The sequence below is a fragment of the Streptomyces sp. NPDC030991 genome (assembly GCF_055571235.1).
Genome location: NZ_JBVIFR010000001.1, coordinates 325,853 through 342,048, shown reverse-complemented (window position 1 = coordinate 342,048; position 16,196 = coordinate 325,853). Strand labels below are relative to the sequence as shown.

Annotated in this window: 25 protein-coding genes; 4 read left to right on the top strand and 21 right to left on the bottom strand. The window is 72.7% G+C overall.

Annotation, left to right across the window (positions count from 1 at the left end; genetic code table 11):
- The first annotated feature begins 78 nt into the window (after nucleotides 1–78).
- Together ACZ45E_RS01675 and ACZ45E_RS01670 are read left to right on the top strand one after the other, a co-directional pair.
- Nucleotides 79–333, top strand: a complete 255-nt coding sequence (locus ACZ45E_RS01675) for a DUF6332 family protein (RefSeq protein WP_468215182.1) — start codon at nucleotides 79–81, stop codon at nucleotides 331–333.
- Nucleotides 334–437: 104 nt separating this feature from the next.
- Nucleotides 438–608, top strand: a complete 171-nt coding sequence (locus ACZ45E_RS01670; protein WP_468215179.1) for a hydrophobic protein — start codon at nucleotides 438–440, stop codon at nucleotides 606–608.
- A 135-nt stretch (nucleotides 609–743) separates the two neighbouring features.
- On the opposite strand, the gene ACZ45E_RS01665 is transcribed toward ACZ45E_RS01670, so the two are convergent.
- Genes ACZ45E_RS01665 through ACZ45E_RS01655 form a run of 3 tightly spaced genes read right to left on the bottom strand, consistent with a single transcriptional unit; the run spans nucleotide 744 to nucleotide 3,162 of the window.
- Nucleotides 744–1,085 carry an STAS domain-containing protein gene (locus tag ACZ45E_RS01665; protein ID WP_468215177.1) on the bottom strand — a complete coding sequence of 114 codons (342 nt, stop codon included), beginning with the start codon at nucleotides 1,083–1,085 and terminating at the stop codon, nucleotides 744–746.
- Nucleotides 1,082–2,359, bottom strand: coding sequence for a PP2C family protein-serine/threonine phosphatase (locus ACZ45E_RS01660; protein ID WP_468215175.1), 1,278 nt, complete (start codon nucleotides 2,357–2,359; stop codon nucleotides 1,082–1,084). Before ACZ45E_RS01660 ends, ACZ45E_RS01665 begins: the two co-directional genes overlap by 4 nt.
- A complete protein-coding gene (locus ACZ45E_RS01655; RefSeq protein WP_468215997.1) occupies nucleotides 2,359–3,162 on the bottom strand; it encodes an alpha/beta fold hydrolase in 804 nt (267 codons plus the stop codon). The genes ACZ45E_RS01660 and ACZ45E_RS01655 overlap by 1 nt, the downstream gene beginning before the upstream one ends.
- Before the next feature lie 193 nt (nucleotides 3,163–3,355).
- On the opposite strand from ACZ45E_RS01655, the gene ACZ45E_RS01650 reads away from it, so the two are divergent.
- Nucleotides 3,356–4,150 (top strand): SigB/SigF/SigG family RNA polymerase sigma factor, encoded by a 795-nt coding sequence (locus ACZ45E_RS01650; protein ID WP_468215173.1) that lies wholly within the window; start codon nucleotides 3,356–3,358, stop codon nucleotides 4,148–4,150.
- 28 nt (nucleotides 4,151–4,178) lie between these two features.
- Here ACZ45E_RS01650 and ACZ45E_RS01645 read toward each other — a convergent pair whose 3' ends face one another.
- From ACZ45E_RS01645 to ACZ45E_RS01560, 18 genes are all read right to left on the bottom strand, one after another.
- Complete coding sequence (locus tag ACZ45E_RS01645) at nucleotides 4,179–4,637, bottom strand: Asp23/Gls24 family envelope stress response protein (protein WP_468215171.1); 459 nt, start codon at nucleotides 4,635–4,637, stop codon at nucleotides 4,179–4,181.
- A 133-nt stretch (nucleotides 4,638–4,770) separates the two neighbouring features.
- Complete coding sequence (locus ACZ45E_RS01640; RefSeq protein ID WP_468215170.1) at nucleotides 4,771–5,079, bottom strand: gas vesicle protein K; 309 nt, start codon at nucleotides 5,077–5,079, stop codon at nucleotides 4,771–4,773.
- Nucleotides 5,076–5,303, bottom strand: a complete 228-nt coding sequence (locus ACZ45E_RS01635) for a gas vesicle protein (RefSeq protein WP_468215168.1) — start codon at nucleotides 5,301–5,303, stop codon at nucleotides 5,076–5,078. Before ACZ45E_RS01635 ends, ACZ45E_RS01640 begins: the two co-directional genes overlap by 4 nt.
- 2 nt (nucleotides 5,304–5,305) lie before the next feature.
- The gene (locus ACZ45E_RS01630; protein ID WP_468215166.1) at nucleotides 5,306–6,148 is read right to left on the bottom strand and encodes a GvpL/GvpF family gas vesicle protein; all 843 of its coding nucleotides are present in this window, start codon (nucleotides 6,146–6,148) and stop codon (nucleotides 5,306–5,308) included.
- Nucleotides 6,145–6,513, bottom strand: a complete 369-nt coding sequence (locus tag ACZ45E_RS01625) for a gas vesicle protein (RefSeq protein WP_468215164.1) — start codon at nucleotides 6,511–6,513, stop codon at nucleotides 6,145–6,147. Before ACZ45E_RS01625 ends, ACZ45E_RS01630 begins: the two co-directional genes overlap by 4 nt.
- Nucleotides 6,510–7,631, bottom strand: a complete 1,122-nt coding sequence (locus ACZ45E_RS01620) for an SRPBCC family protein (protein WP_468215162.1) — start codon at nucleotides 7,629–7,631, stop codon at nucleotides 6,510–6,512. Before ACZ45E_RS01620 ends, ACZ45E_RS01625 begins: the two co-directional genes overlap by 4 nt.
- 6 nt (nucleotides 7,632–7,637) lie before the next feature.
- Nucleotides 7,638–8,678, bottom strand: a complete 1,041-nt coding sequence (locus ACZ45E_RS01615; protein WP_468215159.1) for a histone protein — start codon at nucleotides 8,676–8,678, stop codon at nucleotides 7,638–7,640.
- A gap of 5 nt (nucleotides 8,679–8,683) precedes the next feature.
- On the bottom strand, nucleotides 8,684–8,938 hold the full coding sequence (locus tag ACZ45E_RS01610; protein ID WP_468215157.1) for a gas vesicle protein GvpG: 255 nt from the start codon (nucleotides 8,936–8,938) through the stop codon (nucleotides 8,684–8,686).
- Nucleotides 8,939–8,940: 2 nt separating this feature from the next.
- Nucleotides 8,941–9,696 (bottom strand): GvpL/GvpF family gas vesicle protein, encoded by a 756-nt coding sequence (locus ACZ45E_RS01605; RefSeq protein WP_468215155.1) that lies wholly within the window; start codon nucleotides 9,694–9,696, stop codon nucleotides 8,941–8,943.
- A 2-nt stretch (nucleotides 9,697–9,698) separates the two neighbouring features.
- Nucleotides 9,699–10,178: a gas vesicle protein GvpJ gene (gene gvpJ, locus ACZ45E_RS01600; RefSeq protein WP_468215152.1), complete on the bottom strand. Its 480-nt coding sequence runs from the start codon at nucleotides 10,176–10,178 to the stop codon at nucleotides 9,699–9,701.
- A 31-nt stretch (nucleotides 10,179–10,209) separates the two neighbouring features.
- The gene (locus ACZ45E_RS01595) at nucleotides 10,210–10,533 is read right to left on the bottom strand and encodes a gas vesicle protein GvpO (protein WP_468215150.1); all 324 of its coding nucleotides are present in this window, start codon (nucleotides 10,531–10,533) and stop codon (nucleotides 10,210–10,212) included.
- Nucleotides 10,534–10,676: 143 nt separating this feature from the next.
- Complete coding sequence (locus tag ACZ45E_RS01590; protein ID WP_468215149.1) at nucleotides 10,677–11,396, bottom strand: glycosyltransferase family 2 protein; 720 nt, start codon at nucleotides 11,394–11,396, stop codon at nucleotides 10,677–10,679.
- Nucleotides 11,393–12,010, bottom strand: coding sequence for a class I SAM-dependent methyltransferase (locus ACZ45E_RS01585; protein WP_468215147.1), 618 nt, complete (start codon nucleotides 12,008–12,010; stop codon nucleotides 11,393–11,395). Before ACZ45E_RS01585 ends, ACZ45E_RS01590 begins: the two co-directional genes overlap by 4 nt.
- On the bottom strand, nucleotides 12,007–12,810 hold the full coding sequence (locus tag ACZ45E_RS01580; protein ID WP_468215143.1) for a PIG-L deacetylase family protein: 804 nt from the start codon (nucleotides 12,808–12,810) through the stop codon (nucleotides 12,007–12,009). Before ACZ45E_RS01580 ends, ACZ45E_RS01585 begins: the two co-directional genes overlap by 4 nt.
- Nucleotides 12,807–13,826: an acyl-CoA dehydrogenase family protein gene (locus ACZ45E_RS01575; protein ID WP_468215995.1), complete on the bottom strand. Its 1,020-nt coding sequence runs from the start codon at nucleotides 13,824–13,826 to the stop codon at nucleotides 12,807–12,809. The genes ACZ45E_RS01580 and ACZ45E_RS01575 overlap by 4 nt, the downstream gene beginning before the upstream one ends.
- Before the next feature lie 158 nt (nucleotides 13,827–13,984).
- Nucleotides 13,985–14,248: a DUF5133 domain-containing protein gene (locus tag ACZ45E_RS01570; RefSeq protein WP_468215141.1), complete on the bottom strand. Its 264-nt coding sequence runs from the start codon at nucleotides 14,246–14,248 to the stop codon at nucleotides 13,985–13,987.
- 130 nt (nucleotides 14,249–14,378) lie between these two features.
- Nucleotides 14,379–14,564, bottom strand: coding sequence for a hypothetical protein (locus tag ACZ45E_RS01565; protein ID WP_468215139.1), 186 nt, complete (start codon nucleotides 14,562–14,564; stop codon nucleotides 14,379–14,381).
- Between the two features lie 44 nt (nucleotides 14,565–14,608).
- Nucleotides 14,609–15,625 carry an SDR family NAD(P)-dependent oxidoreductase gene (locus ACZ45E_RS01560; RefSeq protein ID WP_468215136.1) on the bottom strand — a complete coding sequence of 339 codons (1,017 nt, stop codon included), beginning with the start codon at nucleotides 15,623–15,625 and terminating at the stop codon, nucleotides 14,609–14,611.
- A gap of 422 nt (nucleotides 15,626–16,047) precedes the next feature.
- Between ACZ45E_RS01560 and ACZ45E_RS01555 the strand changes: the two genes are divergently transcribed.
- Nucleotides 16,048–16,176, top strand: coding sequence for an LPFR motif small protein (locus tag ACZ45E_RS01555; protein ID WP_468215134.1), 129 nt, complete (start codon nucleotides 16,048–16,050; stop codon nucleotides 16,174–16,176).
- Nucleotides 16,177–16,196: the final 20 nt, after the last annotated feature.

Here is a 16,196-nt window from a genome sequence, read left to right as displayed (position 1 = left end):
CACCGCGCCGATGCCTCGCAGTGTCCCAGGAGGAACGCCGGGGCGGAGGACTTGCGCGGGTCTGATACGACTGGCGGCATGGGCATGGGGCGGGAATCGCGTACGGAGAAGGACGCCATGACGGTGGAGATCATGTTCGCGCTGGTCACGGCCGCGGTGCTGGCCGCTCTCGTGTTCGCGGCGTTCCTGGTTCCCACGCTGGTTGCCGACGTGTCCGGGCCGGTGCGGAAGAACCTTCTGACAGCGGGCGCCGCGCTCGGCGTCGTCGCCGCGGTGTGGCGGGTCGTGCGGGTGCTGCTGCGCTTCGACGCCCGCCGCCGGCTGGGCCGTTGACGTGTGCGGGCGGTCGCATTCCCTGCAACCCGTGAAAGTAACGCACCCCTTGTGTGTTTGTCGGGTCCCGCCAAGAGCACACGAGGGCCAGGAGGTTGATAACGATGGTTCCCCTGCTTCTGGTTCTTCTTCTGGCTCTGATCCTCTTCGGCGCGGGCTTCGCGCTGAAGGCGCTGTGGTGGATCGCGATCATCGTGCTGGTGGTGTGGCTGCTCGGCTTCCTGATCCGGCCCGCCGCGAGCGGCGGCCGCAAGGGCCGCTGGTACCGATGGTGACGCACGTCGTCTGAGCTCCGCGCAGGAGCGCGCGGACACACGAGCGGCACAGCGCCACGGGCGGTGGCGCGCGTGCCAAGGGGTGGGCCCGGCCTGGGACGGCCGGGCCCACCCCTCCGTCGTCCGGGCTCCGCGTCAGCCGGCCCGGGTCGCCGCGGCGGTGTCCGGGTGGAGGGCGAAGATCTGGTCGAGGCCGACAATGCGCAGGATGCGCAGGGTGTTGGCGGGGACGGCGGCCAGCGCGATGTCGGCGCCGGCGGCCCCGGCGTGATTGCGCGCGGCGATCAGGGCGCTGATGCCGCTGGAGTCGCAGAACGGCATCGCACCGAGGTCCAGGACCAGCAGGCCCCCCGGCCGCAGGACGACCGTGGGCAGCAGTTCGCGCAGCACCGGGGACGTGTCGTGGTCGAGATCGCCGACGATCTTCAGGACGGTGCCGGTCGCGTGCTCCTCGGTGAGGATCCTCAGCGGGCTCATGGCGTGCTCTCCGTCGTCGGAGCGGAAGCGGGCACGCCGAGAGCGAGCAGCGCGGTGTCGTCGTCGAGACCTTCACCGAGACCGCTCAACAGGCCGCCCAGCGAAGCGATGACGGACTCGGCGGAACCGGTGTGCCCGACCGCGAAGTCGCGCAGCGCCTCGTCCCCGAAGAGTTCCGAGCGGTCGGGCCCGGTGCGGGCCTCGATGAGGCCGTCGGTGTAGAGCAGCAGCGTGTCACCGGGGGCGAGGCTCGTGGTCGCGGTGGCGAAGCGCGGATCGGGCAGGACGCCGACGAGCAGGCCGCCGGGGGTGGGCAGGAACTCGGCCGTGCCCTCGGCCCGCAGGACGAGCGCCGGCGGGTGGCCTCCGGAGGCGAGCCGGACGGTGACGTGCCCGGTGTCCTGATCGGGGTCCAGGACACCGAAGATGGCGGTGCAGAAGCGGGGATCGTCCCCCGAGTACCGCTCGTGCAGGACCTGGTTGAGCGTGGTCAGCGCGGCTATGGGCTCGGGGTCGTGCAGCGCGGCGGCGCGCAGGGTGTACCGGGTCAGCGAGGTGACGGCAGCCGCCTCCGGGCCCTTCCCGCAGACGTCGCCGAGGAAGAAGGCGAAGCGCTTGTCGTCCAGCGGGAAGACGTCGTAGAAGTCGCCGCCGAGCCGGTCGGGGGAGGCCGTGTGGTAGTAGCCCGCCGCCTCCATCCCGGGGATGTCGGGCAGCGTCGCGGGCAGCAGCGACTCCTGCAGGACGGCGAGCGCCTGTTGCAGCCGGGCCCGGTCGGCGCGGGCCTGCCGCGCGGACTCCTCGGCCACCCTGCGGCTGCGCAGCAGCTCCGTCTCGTAGGCGCGCCGGTCGGTGGCGTCGAAGATGTTGATGCGGGTCAGGAGCGGTGTCCCGCTGTCGCCGTACTTGACCACCCCGGAGACCAGGACCGGCAACCGGCCGCCGTCGGCCTGCTTCAGCTCCAGCGCCACCCCGCTGATCTCGCCCTGCATCCGCAGCAGCGGCGCGAAGTGCGTCTCGTGGTACAGCCTGCCGCCCACGGGCAGCAGATCCGTGAACCGCAACTGGCCCACCACCGCCTGCCGTTCGAGCCCCAGCCAGCCCAGCAGGGTGCCGTTGAGCTTCACGATGGTGCCGTCCATCAGCGTGGACACATACCCGCACGGCGCGTTGTCGTAGAGGTCCTCCGGGCTGTCCTCCAGGAGGGCGGCGAACGTCGCGGCCGCGGCCGTCTCGCCCTCGGTGCCCCCGGAGTCCGACCCGGTGCGGCACATCACCGCAGACCTGCCAGGAACGCCGTGATCGCCGCATTGGTGGAATCGGGCGCGGAAAGGTGCGGGCAGTGCCCGGTCGCGTCGAGCGTCACCAGCGTCGAGCCGGGGATCGCCGCGTGCACGTAGGCGCCGACCTCCCGGGGCGCGATGGCGTCCTGGGTGCACTCCAGGACCAGCGTCGGCAGCCGGACGTCCTTGAGATCGGCGCGGGCGTCCGAGAGGAACGTGGTCCGCGCGAAGACCCGCGCCATGTCCGGGTCGGTGGCGCAGAAGCTGTTCCTGAGCTCGTCCCCGAGCTCGGGCCGCTCGGGGTTGCCCATGATGACCGGGGCCATCGCGGCCGACCAGCCCAGGTAGTTCGCCTCCAGGGACTCCAGGAGCTCCGCGATGTCGCTCTCGCTGAAGCCGCCGCGGTACCCCTCGTCGTCGATGTAACGCGGCGAGGGGGCGACCATCACGAGCGCCCCGAAGCGTTCCGGTGCCTGCCGGGCGGCCAGCACGCCGACCATGGCGCTGACCGAGTGGCCCACGAACACCGCGTCACGCAGGTCGAGCTCGTCGCACACGTCCACCACGTCCTGCGCGTACCCGGCCAGCGAGCCGTAGCGCTCCGCCGAGAACGCGGTCAGGTCCGAGCGGCCCGAGCCGACGTAGTCGAACAGGATCACGCGGTGGTCGCGCTCCAGCGCGGGCACGGTCAGCCGCCACATGTTCTGGTCACAGCCGAAGCCGTGCGCCAGCACCACCGCCCGTCCGTGCGGGTTCCCGGTGACGGTGACGTTGTTCCTGCGGAGGATGTCCATGCCATCCATGATCGCAGCATCGCGGAGAGCTGCGACAACCCGGACCGTCCCCCTGTTTGTCGCCGGGGGCCGAGGGCAGGCGGGTGTCAGTGCTTGGGACCACAGGCGCATTCGTGGGAGCACTGTGCCCGGGATGCGGGCCCCGCTGCTTCTCACGGACTTCCCGGAAGCAGCGATAGGAGGAGACATCCTGATGGCCGTTCGCCGACTGCACGATGACGCACCCGAGACCGCAGAGGCATTCCGACGTCTCGCCGCCGCTCCCGAAGGCCCCGAACGCGACCTGCTCTGCCAGGAGCTGGTGGAGGCCTGGCTGCCCATGGCCCACCGCCTCGCCACCAAGTTCCGCAACCGTGGCGAGAACCTGGAGGACCTGAAGCAGGTCGCCGCCATGGGGCTGGTCAAGGCCGTGGACCGGTACGACCCCGCCCGCGGCGCCTTCGAGTCCTACGCGGTCCCCACGATCACCGGTGAACTGCGCCGCCACTTCCGCGACCACACCTGGGACGTACGGGTCCCGCGCCGGGTCCAGGACCTGCGCAACAAGGTCCGCGCCGCACGCCGCGACATCATGAACCGGCCCGGCCACGCCGGCGAGGCCAGCACGGAGGAGATCGCGGCGCAGACCGGGCTGACCCTGGACGAGGTGCACGACGGCATGGAGGCGCTGGAGAGCTACCGCTCCCTCTCGCTCGACGCCGAGAGCGGGAGCACCGAGGACGGGCTCAGCCTCGTCGACACCCTCGGGCACACCGAGACCGCGTACGACGTCATCAACGACCGCGAAGCCGCCAAGGAAGGGCTCAGGGCGCTGCCCGAGAGGGAGCGCACCATCCTCTACCTACGCTACTTCGAGGACATGACGCAGGCCGGCATAGCGGAGAAGGTCGGCATCTCGCAGATGCACGTCTCCCGCCTCATCAACCGCAGCTGCGCCCAGGTCCGCGACCACGCCAGCCGGGCGCCCGCCCACCGGCAGGCCGCGTGAGCGGTCCGCCGGCGGGCGCGGCCCCCCGTCACCCCACGCGGGACGCGGAGCTCTGACCGGAGCCGCTGCCGTCGTCCTCGTCGTCCTCCGGGACGTGCACGTCGAAGACATTGATGTTGATCTCGGTCACGTCGAGCCCGGTCATCGTCTCGACGGCGTCGATGACGCGGGCGCGGATCTCGTCGGCGAGTTCATGGATCAGTACGCCGTACTCGACCTCGACGTCGACATCGACCGAGACCTCTTCGCCGTCCACCCGCGCCTTGACCGAGCGTCCGGGGGAGGAGGATCCGGGCATCCGGTTCGAGACCGCGCCCAGAGCCTTCGACGCGCCCTTGCCCACCGAACGGACACCGTCCGTCTCCCGGATCGCGATGCCGGCGATGGTGGCCACGACACTGTCGGCGATGGTGGTCGTGCCGCGGGTGCCGGACTTCTGTCCACTTCCTGTCGTCGTGCTGCCGCTACCGATTCCGATGTCGGACATGACCGCCTCACAGTGAGTCGCCGGCACGGACGGGGGCGCCCGCCCGTGAGTTCCCCTCCCTCACTCTGCGCCCACCGGTCACGGTCTGCCATTCGAGTGAGCGCGCCCGAGGCGCCCGACCACGCCTTCCCACTCAGTCGCGGGGGAGGAGGGAGCCGAGCGGGCCGAGATCCAGGTTCAGGTCCTCCGGGCGCACCCCGTGCTGATCGCAGAGCTCCCGCATGCGTTCGTCGAGCAGCATGAGGGTCGTGCCGATCTCCTCGACCTGCTCGTCGCTCAGGTCCCCCTGCTCGACCCGCCGGATGGCCTGCCGCTCCATCAACTGCCGCAACAGCTCGACCACGGTCAGCACCAGGGCCACCAGGTCGTGCCCCATCTTCGCCGAGTCGAGCTCGACGCGTGCGCCGCCGGTACGCGAGCCGTCGCCGCGCGGATCCGTCACAGCGGACCCCCGTCCGCCCACGGCGCCGGCACGCGCTCGTTGACCGACGACAGGAGCGCGTGCAGCGACAGCCGTACGAGGGGCACCTCGGCGATCGCGATGACGAGATCGCCGCTCACCACCACCCCGGTGGCCAGCACCCGGTCCAGCAGATCGACCAGCGGCACCCCCAGCGGACCGCTCAGCGGCTCCGCACCGTCCCACGGCACCGCTTCCCGCTCCACGGCTACACCCCGCCGACGAACGAGTAGGGGACCCACGGCCCGGACAGCTCGATCTGCGCTCCCGTGCGCTCCCGCAACGACCCCACCACCCGCCTGAGTTCGTCCGCCCGCTCCGCGGCGACCAGATACGTGGCATTGAGTACGTGCACCCGCTGATCCCCCGCGAGAGCCGCACCGTGAGTACGGAGCCGACGGGACTCGGCGGCCAGGGCACGCAGCTCCGCGTCGACCGACTCCGCGACACCCAGCGCCTCTTCCCGGCTCCGCTCCCGCCGGTCCTGGTCGCCGCGCCTGCGGTTCAGATAGGCGAGACCGGCGCCCGGCGCCGGCCGGGCAGGGCCGGCCGCGGTCCGCACCGGGACGGGATCCGGACGCTCCGGCGGCGCCGCCGGCCGGTACACCTTCACACCCCACTCGGTGTGGTGCGCGATGCGCTTCAGCGCCCCGTGGAAGCGCGCCGCCTCCTCGTCGAGGAGACCGCGGACCCGCTCGTCGTCGTGGTACAGCGTGGCGAGGGGCAGCGGGACCGCCGCGCCCCGGCCGGCCGCCGCCGTCACCACCTCGTGGTGGGCCCGCGCGTACCGCTCGATCTCCGCACGGTCCGACAGCCGCGACTGCCAGACCTCGTCGGTGAAGTCGGCGGCCCGCACCGTCTGGACCACCGCCGTCAGCGTTCCGGCGGTGAGCAGCCGCACCCGCTCGCCACCGGGCATGCCCGGCAGAGCGCTGAGATCGGCCGAGTTGACGGCGCGGGTGCCACGGCACACGGCGAAGACGTACGTGGCGCCCGCGCCCGGCATCCGCGCGGCGGGGTCCGGGAGCTGGGCGTGGTCGGGGTGGTTCATGTCTTCCGGTGCTCCTCTTCGCTGGTCGCCTCCTGCCGCGCCGCCCGGCCGTCCGGCGCCTCCTCCAGCGCCTCCAGCCGCTCGCGCAGCTCGCGGTTCTCGTCCTCCAGCGCGTTGCGCGAGGCCCGTGAGCTCAGCGCCGGATCGGTCTCCCACCAGTCGATGCCCGCCTTCTTCGCGGTGTCGACGGAGGCGACGAAGAGCCGTAGGCGGATGGTGAGCAGCTCGATGTCGAGCAGGTCGATCTTGATGTCGCCTGCGATGACGATCCCTTTGTCCAGGACACGCTCAAGGATGTCGGCCAGGTTGGTGGAGGCAGGGCCGGGCACCGGCTGCCCCTCCGGCCGGAAGTCGAGGTCGGTCACCGTGACGCCCCCGGCCGTCGCCTACGGCTGGGCCGCCGCGGCTCCTCCCACTCGTCCTCGTCCTCACCGTCCTCATCGTCCTCGTCGTCGGTCTCGTCCTCGTCCGTCCCGTCGTCCTCGGCTGCCTGGTCCGCGTCCTCCTCCTCTCCTTCTTCGCCGGGCTCCTCTTCATCGTCCTCGGCGTCTTCGTCGTAGTCGTCGTCCTCGTCGTCGCTCGCGTAGTTCTCGTCCGCGTCGTCGTCCTGCTCGCCGTCCTGGTTCTCGGCGGCCTCCGACTCCTCCTGCTCGACGGCGTCCTCGTGGGAGAGGACGACCTCGCCGTCCCTGATCTCCCCGCGCCACCCCTCCGGGTCCTCCTCGGTGAGAGTGACGTACCGCTGGAAATGCTTGAAGTCCAGCCGCAGACGGCGCCCCTGGGCACGCCAGAGGTTGCCCGTCTTCTCGAAGAACCCGGACGGGTAGTACTCCACGACCAGCACGATCCGCGTCAGGGTCGGGGCCAGCTCGTGGAAGCTGACGGCGCCGCGGGTGGTGCCCTTCGCGCCCTCGGAGGTCCACACGATGCGGTCGTCGGGGATCTGCTCCTGCACCGTGGCCTTGAAGCTGCGCGAGGACGGCCCGACCTTGACCTTCCAGTCGCTCTGCGTGTCGTCGCTCTTCGACACATCGCGGACGCCCTTGGTGAAGCCGCTGAACTCCTCGTACTGCGTCCACGCGTCGTACGCGGTGCGCAGCGGCACCCCCACGTCGAGCACCTCGATGATGTTCATGACCTTGCTGTCACCGGACTTGCGACTGCCCTTGCCGCCGCCGCCTCCACCGCCGCCGAAGACGTCCTTCGCCTTGCCCACGACCGCGTCCTTGGCGTTCTTGGCCTTGTCCGAGACGAACGCCTTGACCGGAGACTCGCCCTGGAGCACGCGCGAACCGATGGAGGCCAGCGAACCGCCGTTCTCCGCCGCGTCGCCCAACTTCCCCGTCAGGTCGGTGAGTTTGTCGCCCGCCTTCTCCGACCACTGCTGCACCTGAGCTTCGGCGAACTTCGACAGCTCGTCCTTCAGCCGGCCGATCCCCGACTCCTCGGACCCCGCGGACTCGTCCCTGTCGTTCTGTGCCATGGCCGGCTACCTCCGCCGATCGGCGCGCCTGGAGGTCGCGCGCTTCGCTGACGCCGACTTCTTCGCGGCGGCTTTGTTGGGGGTCGCTTTCTTCGCGGGTGCTGTCTTCTTGGCGGCGGTCTCCTTCGCGCCCCCGGTCGTCCTCTTCGCCGGGGCGGCCTTCTTGGCGGCGCCCTTCTTCGCGGGGGCCGACTTCTTCGCGGCGGGCCGCTTGGCCGTCGACTTCTTCGCAGGCGCGGCCTTCTTCGCCGGGGCGGACTTCTTCGCGGGTGCCTTCCTGGCCGGCGCCGACGTCTTCGCGGCGCTCTTCTTCGCCGGAGGGGACTTCTTGGCCGGGGCCGACTTCTTGGCCGGGGCCGCGTCCCGCTTCGGGGCAGAGGGCTTCTGCGGTGTCCGCGGCTTCCGGGCCGACCGTGCGGGCGAGGCAGGTGCTCTCCTGCGCCGGGGCGGCGGCGGGGGCGCTTCGTCCTCCTCGTCCTCTGCCTCCTCCGCGTCCTCGTCCTCCTCGTCGGGATCGGGCCGGGCGTCGTCGAAGGAGTCGTCCTCGTCGGCCTCGTCGTCGTAGCCCTCGTCGTCCGGTTCGTCCTCGGGCCGGTCGGTCGGCTCCCCGTACTCCTCGTCCTCGTCCGCACCCCCCTCCGAGTCCTCGTAGTCGTCGTAGCCCTCGTCGTCGTACCCCTCGTCGTCGTCCTCGACGTTCTCGTCCTCGTCGTCGTCCTCGTCATCGGAGCCCGCCCCGGTGAGGCGGGCCGTCCGGTCGCCGAGGGCGTCGGCCAGGGTGTTCATGCTCCGGTTGGCCGCGGCGGTCAGGGCCTGCCGGCCCGCGCCGAGCACCTCGCCCCTGAGCTGGTCCTGCAAGTCGGCGAACTGGGGCATCTCGCCGAGCTTGCGCATCCCCAGGGCCGCCAGCTGACGGGGTTCGAGGGCGAACCGCCGCCCCGCCAGATAGGTCGCGACGCTCAGAGCCAGCCGGCCCTTCTTGGTCCGGCCCAGTACATATCCGCCCACGACGGCTGTCGCGAGCGCCACTTTGCTCTGGTCGTCCATGCCTGTCACCTTCTGTCTGCCGGCGCCGGGCCGGTCTGGGCGGCGTACAACCGGTCGAGCAGCCGCTCTTCTTCGGCCTCGAACTCGGCCAGGGAGATGTGGCCCTCGTCCAGGTCCTGGTTGAGCGCGGCGAGCTGCGCGCGTACCACGCCCGGGTCGTAGAGCTCCCGCTCGGCGGCGTCCTGGAGCCGTTCGGCGACCCACACGACGCCACGCGCCGGAGCGAGGGGGAGCAGCAGCACCCCGCTGATCAGCCCCATCGTCATCCCCCGCCGACCGCGAGCGACGGGGCCTGCGGACGGGTGGCGACGAAGCTGTAGCAGGGGAGCGGCCCGACCAGCCGGAGTTCGACGTGGTCCCGGTGCACGGCGGCGAACCGCTCGGCCGCGGCGCGGAACCGGTCGGTGTCCGCACGGGCCACGAGGAACGACACGTTGAGCGCGCACCCCTGCACATCGGGGCCGGTGGCCACCGCGCGGGCCATCGAGGCGAGACTGTGCAGCGCCTGCCGCCCGGCCTCGGCCGCCCGGCGGGCCAGGGCCGAGGCGACGGCCTCGCCCAGCCGCACGTCCGCCTGGTAGCCGGGGCGCCTGCGCGCCTCGTCACGCAGTCGCCGCACGGTCGCGTCACCATCGACCAGCGCGGCCAGCGCGTCGTGCGCGGGCATGGCCTTGACGTTGATCTCGACATGCCCGGCGAGCCGCTCCAGCGCGGCGAGATGGTCCGGCTCCGCGGCGTCGAGCTGGGCCCGCAGCGCGTCCTCGTCCGGGGCCACCGCGCCGAAGCGCATCGGCAGGACCGGTCCGGCCCCGGCGAGCTCCGTCAGCAGGTTCTGATGGGCCATCAGGTCGCGCCGCCGGGCGCGCAGCTTCGCCGGGGCCGCGCTGACGACGGCGTTCACCTGGCCGGTGCCGACGGTGCGGAGCGCGGCGGGTGGGCTGCCGACCCCCGCCGCCCCCGCGGGCAGCGTGGTCCCGGCGTGGACGACCGCGTAGACGTAGAGTGCCTCGGTCGACATGCTCATGCCTCCGCTCTGCGGCGCCGGGCCGTGCCGCCGCTGCCGCTGCGGGCGGGGGCGCGACGCTTGCGCGGACGCTCGTACTGCTCGTCGTCCCCGTCGTCGGCTTCGTCCTGGTCGCGGTCGTCGCCGCCTCCGACCACCTTGCGCACGGTGTCACCGACGGACTCGGCGGCATCGCGGACCTTGCGCTTGCCGATCTTCTTGGCGGCACCGCCGCCGATGAGTTCGGGGACGGTCGTGCTGCCGGAGTCCCGTTCCAGGTCGAGGCGGTTGCACGCCTCCGCGAAGCGCAGATAGGTGTCCACGCTCGCCACGACTATGCGTGCGTCGATCTTGAGGATCTCGATGCCGACCAGGGAGACCCGCACGAACACGTCGATCACCATGCCCCGGTCGAGGATGAGTTCCAGCACGTCGTAGAGCGTGCCGGCGCGCGGAGCACAGGGAACGGTCTCGTCGGCGTAGGTCGTGGTCGTCATCAGGGTCCTTCCCCTCGTCGTACGAACTGGGTCACTCGTCGGCGGCGCCGCGCCGGTACCGGCGGAGCCGGCGGTACTCCAGGAGTTCGCCGTCCGGATCGAGCAGCACCTCGTAGGAGGCGAGCAGGCTCGTCGTGTCCGGGATGCGGGCCACTTCGAGGACGTCCACGACGACGCACCAGCCGTCGTCGTCGCAGCGCCGTACCGCGGAAACACCCTCGGTGCGGTGGCCGATCAGCCCTTCCAGGCTCTGGCAGGCCGCACGGGCGGCGTGGGAGGGCCCCTTCTTGGGCGCGGCTCGTCTCCGGGTCGCCGTTGGGGAGCCACCGGCTCGTGCTGAACGTTGCTCTGCCATGCCAACCAGTGTTGTCACTGTGGGGCGCGCCGCATCTTGGGAGAGCCACCCGATGGGCGGCACCGGGGAAGCGGCGGGCAGGGAGGAACCGCTCGGATGGCCGGCCCGGCCGGCCGGCTCAAGGACCCTGAGGGCAGGACGCCTTACGGCGTGGGGCTCTCCTCGAGAGCGAGCCCGGCGAGATGGTCACCGAACCCGCCGCGGGCGCGCGGGGCCAGGCGGCCCGAGGTGGCGACCGGGCAGTCGGCCGTGCGCAGGATGCGACGGCCCGCCGCGGTGAGCGCGGTGACGAGACCGTGGTCCTCGCTCACCGGCACGGGCGGGAAACCGCCGACGGCCAGGTAGGCGTCGGCGCGGACCCCCAGGTTCGCGCCGTGCACGTGGGGGTGGTGCCAGGGGCCGTGCGCCGGACGGGAGGCGAGGTAGTGCAGCTGGTGCCGGGCGGCCAGGCCGGGCACGTGCCGCGGCCAGCGGGTGACGTCGACGGTGCCGACGACCGCCTCCCACCCTTCGGCGGCGCGCGCGTGCTGGAACGCGAGCCAGTGGGGCGGCACGGTGCTGTCGGCGTCCGTCGAGGCGAACCAGACGCCCTCCGGGCCGCCGAGGAGCTCCAGGGCGCGGTCGGCCGCCGCCGCGCGGGCCAGCCCCACGGTGCGGCACGAGACCCGCACCACCTGGGCGCCCGCGCGCAGCGCCGCCGCGACCGTGCCGTCCGAGCAACTGTCCGCGGCGACCACCGTCACCACCCGGACCCGGCGCAGCGCGGGGTGGCGGGCGGCGGTACGGATCGCGTCCAGCGCGCCGGGGAGCAACGCCTCCTCGTTGTGGGCCGGGACGAGGACGGCGAGAGCGCGGGGTCTCACACCAGGCCCTCCGCGGCGGCGGGGGAGGGGGGCGCCGTGCCGTCGTCGAGGCGGCGGCCGAACGTCTGGAGGACGAAGTCCACCTCGCGGTGTTCGGCGGCCGGGGCGAGTTCGGGGAGGGACGCGAGGACGCCCGCCAGTTCGTCGCCGGTGCACAGGTGCTCGGCCACCGGGTGGTTCCAGTGCACGGTCACGAGGGTGCCGCCCGGCTCCAGGGCGTCGACCGTGCGCTTGAGCAGGACGGCCAGTTCGGCCGGGTCGAAGTAGTACAACAGCTCGGACAGCACGACGAGATCGAAGGTCCCGGCGGGCCATTGCTCCGGCAGAGTGAGATGGCGTACCTCGACGTGCGGCAGGTCCCGGGTCCTGCGCGCCGCCGTGTCGACCGCGGAGCGGACCCGGTCGCAGGCCAGGAGCGAGTCGCAGCGCTCCGCGAGGCGCACGGTGAGTTCGCCCACCGAGCAGGCCGGCTCGAAGGCGCGGCGGAAGCGGGGGCGGGGGAGCGCGGCGAGCGTGAGGTCGTACTTGCGCCGCTCGTACCAGCGCTCGGCCAGATGCCAGGGGTCGGGCGCGGCGCGGTACATGTCCTCGAAGTACGAGGGCGGGGTGCTCACTGGAACAGGACCTCCGTGGGGCGCAGGTGATGGGCGAGCTCCTCGGGCGGCAGCACCGCCGCCTCCTCGGGGCCGGGTCCCAGCGGGTGGATCTGGGTGGTGAACCGGTCGATCGCCGCTCGTTTCGACGCCTGCACGCGCGCGGGGAGATCCACGCGCCGGGCCCGGTGCCACGGCACCCTCGGATCGTCCGGTGTCGCCCAGTGCCACATCCAGACCGGGTACAGCGAGCAAGGGGTGCCGGTACGGCGCGCGGCCGTGCGCGCCGCCCGGCCGGCCGCCTCGTGGTCGCCGTGCACATCGCCGGTCCACGGCGCGGCGACCAGGTCCGCGCCGTCGACCAGAGGCGCGAGGACGTCTCCGAGCCGCTCCTCGTGGTCGGCCACACCGGTGTCCGGTATCGCGAGACGGACGATCTCCGCCCGGCCGGCGCCGAGTTCGGCGAGGGCGGCGCGCAGCTCCTGGGCGCGCAGCCGGGCCAGGGAGGCCGGAGTCACGATCCGGCTGTCGGGGTGCGAGCCCTCGCCGTCGGTGATCGAGACGACCGTCAGCCGCACACCGCGCTCCGCCAGGACGGCCATCGTGCCGCCGAGGCCGAGCACTTCGTCGTCGGGGTGCGCGGCCACCACCATGACGTGGCCGCGCTCCGGCAGCAGCGCCGGAGGCATCGCCTCCCACCCGCTCCAGCCGCGCCAGACCGCCTCGTCGGTGCCGGGCGCCTGGATCGGGTCGGCGGGGCCGGTCTCCACCGGTTCGTCCGTGCGGCCGGCCCGTCCCGCGCTCACGGCGGGCCGCGTCACGCGGTCTCCTGCGGGCGGGCGAGGAGGGCGCCGAGTTCGGCGAGATTGCGCTCGCCGTGGTGCTGGCGCACGTAGACGGTCAGGTCCGCCACGGCGCGGGCGTGGAGCGGGTCGTGACAGAGCGGGCCCGCCCCGGTGGCGCGGCCGACCCGGGTCAGCACCTCGGAGCAGACGGACTCCACGAGGGCGCGGACCCGCAGCCCGCGTACGCGGGCCTGCCCGCTGCTGTCCGTGGGGTCCGCGTCGATCTCCGCCGCCGCCTGCCGCAGGACCGTGCCGGCCGCGTGCAGCTGTACGTCCACCGCTCCGAGGTGGGCGTCCGCGTGCGGGTCGGACCGCTGGGCCGCCGCGCGGCGCAGGGTGCGGGCGACCGCGACCGCGCCGCCGTACCAGCAGGCGGCCACCCCGATCCCGCCGTGCTGGAAACCCGGCCGGTCCACGTAGGACTCCACATCCCCGACGGCGACGGCGGGCACCTGGTCGAAGCGCACGTCAGGGGTGTCGCTGCCTGCCATGCCCACGGCCTGCCAGCTGCCGGCGACTGGTGCGCAGTTCTCCCCGTCGACGGCCGCGGCGAAGAGCCGCCTGCCCTCCGCCGTCCGCGCCGTGACCAGCGCGTCGGTGCAGCTGTGGGCGCCCGAACAGTACGGCTTCGCCCCGTTCAGGACCCAGCCGTCGCCGGAGCGGGTCGCTTCGAGCGTGGTGCCCGGCGGTTCGGCGGCCCAGACGCCCCAGCGCCGGCCGGGCCGGACGGGCGGGCCGCCGAGTTCGGCGAGGATGGCGAGCGCGTCCACATGCCCCTCGACCAGGCGGGCCAGACAGAGATCCTCCTCGGCGACGGACTGCAGGGCGGCCAGCCGCTCCGCGGTACGTCCGGAGCCGGGCAGCGGGAACTCCAGCTTCCCCCGGTCGATGAGGTCGACCACGGAGGCGAACCGCGCGGCGCTCTGCCGCCGGGCCTCGTCCGGCGCGATGCCGTCGCGGTCCCCGGCGCCCGGCTCGCTGCCCGCCGACATGTCAGGGGCCAACACACTGTCCGTCATGCGTGGTGATGTCCTTGCCACTCGTCCGGGGGCTCTGCGCCGCTCCCGGGAACGTTTCCTCTGCAACTCTGACGGCGGCGCGGCCGGAGGGCCGCGCCGCTGGGGTGAGACAGAACGGGTTGTGGCCCGGGTCAGGCGACCAGGGTCTGGTCGGCCTGTTCCTGGCCTGCCATGGCCGGGTGAGCCTCTGTGTCCGACAGGTCGACGGCCAGGAGGCGTTCCGCGGTGGCGAGAGCGTCCTCGATCTCGCGGGTGGCGGTGGTGACGCACAGCGTGTAGGAGACGTCCTCCAGGAGGCGCCGGTTCGCGACTGTGTCGTCCTCGACCAGCTGGAGGCGCGCCTTCGCGTAGCGGGAGAGCAGCGCGCTCAGCATCTGCGGGTGGGGAGTGATCATTCCGAGAGGCTCCTTTTTGTCAAAGCAACTCGCTCCCCGAGTGTCCCGCCACGCGCGTTTCATGCATGCCTGCGTCGTGGGACACGGGAGCGCGCGGGGGTCACAGGGGTGGACCGCGCCGGCCCTGCGGTCATTCGCCCTCCGCGTCCTCCTGGGCGACAGGGTTGGGCGTGATGGCGTCGGCGCTCTCCCCGCGCTCCCGGTCCTTCCTCTTCCGGTGACCCGGATCGGTCTCGGCCTCCTCGAACTCCTCCAGGACCTCCTCCGTCGCGGTCTGGGCCGGGCGGGGGGCGTGGTCGTCGTGGTGGTGCGTCATGGTGGCTCCTCTCATCAGGGGGGAAGGGGGCAGGGCCCGGGTCGTCAGGGCCGGGGCCCCTCTTGAGCAGTGCGGTGACGTTCGTTGTAGGCGCGGGCCGACCGGTCGTTCAGGGCGCTGCCCAGCGAACGCAGCCGTTCCCCGAGCGTGCGCGGGGCGGCCGGTTCGACGTCGATCCCCGGCCGCAGTCCGGGCTCGTCCACCGCCGAGGGCAGCAGCGCGTTCACGGCATGGCTGAGCCGCGCGGTGAGGACCGGGGCGAGGCCGTGCGCCTTGTCGGCGGCGCGGGCGGCGGGGGTGAGGACGAGGCGGACCCGCCGGCGCTGCACGGCGGCGACGATGCGGTCGGCCGCGCGCTGGGCGTCCATCGAGACCAGCGGGGTGCCGGCGAGCGCGGAGAACCAGGCGAACTCGCGGCGCCGGTCACCGCCGAACACGGCGTGCAGGTGCGAGCCGGTGCGCATGAGACCGGGGTGCACGGCGGTCACGGAGACACCGTCGCGCGCCGCCTCCACGTGCAGCCCCTCGGCCAGGGCGCCCACCGCCGCCTTGGCGCAGGAGTACGGCAGCAGATGTGGCACCGCGAGCAGCCCGCCCACGGAGCCGATCAGGGCCAGCCGCCCGCCGGCCCGGCTCTCCCGCAGGTGGGGGAGGGCTTCGAGGCTCGTGTGGAGGGCGCCGTCGAAGATGGTGCTCATCGCGTCGTCGAAGCCGTCCGCGCCGACGGTCTCGGCCGGGGCGACCTGGATGATCCCGGCGTTGGCGACGACCACGTCCACGCCCCCGCAGGCCTCGGCCGTCTGCCGGAACAGGTCGGCGACGCTCTCCCGGTCGCGCACGTCGGTCACGGTGGTGCGCACGGCGGCCCCGGGGCGCCGCTCCTGGAGCAGGTCGGCGGCGCGCTTCAGCTCGGCCGCGTCCCGGGCGGCGAGTGTGACGGAGCAGCCGCGGCGCAGCAGTTGGTCCGCGACGAGCAGGCCCAGTCCGCGCGAGCCGCCGGTGACCACGGCGCAGAGGCCGTGCAGGGGCCCGGACGGGTGCGGGGGCAGCGATGCCGGCATGGAGGACAACTCCCTGTCTTCTTCGAGGGGAGGGGAAAGTTATGAGGAGGAGCAAATAACGGAGGGCAAACAACGGTCCGGCGGGGCCGCCCGCAACGCGGGGCCCCGGTCGAGGGGGCGGGGGCCGCCGTCCCGTCCCCGACCGTCGCCTTCTGCGCTGAGTACCCATAGGTCGCACGGGCAATCCGGTGGTCGCTGAGCGCCCGGCGAGCGGGTTCATCCGGCCTTGGAGTCACCTTAAGTCCGGCCGGGAATCGGCGCACCGCCGTGCCGGAGTCGCTGGTGGGAGGGGCTTTCTCTGCGGTGAGCTGGGCCGAACGGGTTTGAGAAGTCACTCGCAGGACACCCAGTGCAGTGGCCGCCCGGCGACGAACGGAAGATCTGTTCGAGTCCGGGCTTCCCACTGAGAGAGAGGACCCGTCATGTTCAAGGCCATAGCTGATGTGCTGCGCGCGATCGGCGGCGCCATCGCCACCGTCGTCACGCTCCCCTTCCGCGCAGTCGCGCGACTCTTCGGCGGCGCCTCTGCCAGTGCGAACGGTCACCACTGAGAACCATGGCACCGCCGGCG

What these genes read in the sequence shown, in the direction of transcription:
- ACZ45E_RS01675 (WP_468215182.1), top strand. Translation starts at nt 79, where the DNA reads ATGGGCATGGGGCGGGAATCGCGTACGGAGAAGGACGCCATGACGGTG.
- ACZ45E_RS01670 (WP_468215179.1), top strand. Translation starts at nt 438, where the DNA reads ATGGTTCCCCTGCTTCTGGTTCTTCTTCTGGCTCTGATCCTCTTCGGC.
- ACZ45E_RS01665 (WP_468215177.1), bottom strand. Translation starts at nt 1,085, where the DNA reads ATGAGCCCGCTGAGGATCCTCACCGAGGAGCACGCGACCGGCACCGTC.
- ACZ45E_RS01660 (WP_468215175.1), bottom strand. Translation starts at nt 2,359, where the DNA reads ATGTGCCGCACCGGGTCGGACTCCGGGGGCACCGAGGGCGAGACGGCC.
- ACZ45E_RS01655 (WP_468215997.1), bottom strand. Translation starts at nt 3,162, where the DNA reads ATGGACATCCTCCGCAGGAACAACGTCACCGTCACCGGGAACCCGCAC.
- ACZ45E_RS01650 (WP_468215173.1), top strand. Translation starts at nt 3,356, where the DNA reads ATGGCCGTTCGCCGACTGCACGATGACGCACCCGAGACCGCAGAGGCA.
- ACZ45E_RS01645 (WP_468215171.1), bottom strand. Translation starts at nt 4,637, where the DNA reads ATGTCCGACATCGGAATCGGTAGCGGCAGCACGACGACAGGAAGTGGA.
- ACZ45E_RS01630 (WP_468215166.1), bottom strand. Translation starts at nt 6,148, where the DNA reads ATGAACCACCCCGACCACGCCCAGCTCCCGGACCCCGCCGCGCGGATG.
- ACZ45E_RS01620 (WP_468215162.1), bottom strand. Translation starts at nt 7,631, where the DNA reads ATGGCACAGAACGACAGGGACGAGTCCGCGGGGTCCGAGGAGTCGGGG.
- ACZ45E_RS01615 (WP_468215159.1), bottom strand. Translation starts at nt 8,678, where the DNA reads ATGGACGACCAGAGCAAAGTGGCGCTCGCGACAGCCGTCGTGGGCGGA.
- ACZ45E_RS01610 (WP_468215157.1), bottom strand. Translation starts at nt 8,938, where the DNA reads ATGGGGCTGATCAGCGGGGTGCTGCTGCTCCCCCTCGCTCCGGCGCGT.
- ACZ45E_RS01605 (WP_468215155.1), bottom strand. Translation starts at nt 9,696, where the DNA reads ATGTCGACCGAGGCACTCTACGTCTACGCGGTCGTCCACGCCGGGACC.
- gvpJ (WP_468215152.1), bottom strand. Translation starts at nt 10,178, where the DNA reads ATGACGACCACGACCTACGCCGACGAGACCGTTCCCTGTGCTCCGCGC.
- ACZ45E_RS01595 (WP_468215150.1), bottom strand. Translation starts at nt 10,533, where the DNA reads ATGGCAGAGCAACGTTCAGCACGAGCCGGTGGCTCCCCAACGGCGACC.
- ACZ45E_RS01575 (WP_468215995.1), bottom strand. Translation starts at nt 13,826, where the DNA reads ATGTCGGCGGGCAGCGAGCCGGGCGCCGGGGACCGCGACGGCATCGCG.
- ACZ45E_RS01570 (WP_468215141.1), bottom strand. Translation starts at nt 14,248, where the DNA reads ATGATCACTCCCCACCCGCAGATGCTGAGCGCGCTGCTCTCCCGCTAC.
- ACZ45E_RS01565 (WP_468215139.1), bottom strand. Translation starts at nt 14,564, where the DNA reads ATGACGCACCACCACGACGACCACGCCCCCCGCCCGGCCCAGACCGCG.
- ACZ45E_RS01560 (WP_468215136.1), bottom strand. Translation starts at nt 15,625, where the DNA reads ATGCCGGCATCGCTGCCCCCGCACCCGTCCGGGCCCCTGCACGGCCTC.
- ACZ45E_RS01555 (WP_468215134.1), top strand. Translation starts at nt 16,048, where the DNA reads ATGTTCAAGGCCATAGCTGATGTGCTGCGCGCGATCGGCGGCGCCATC.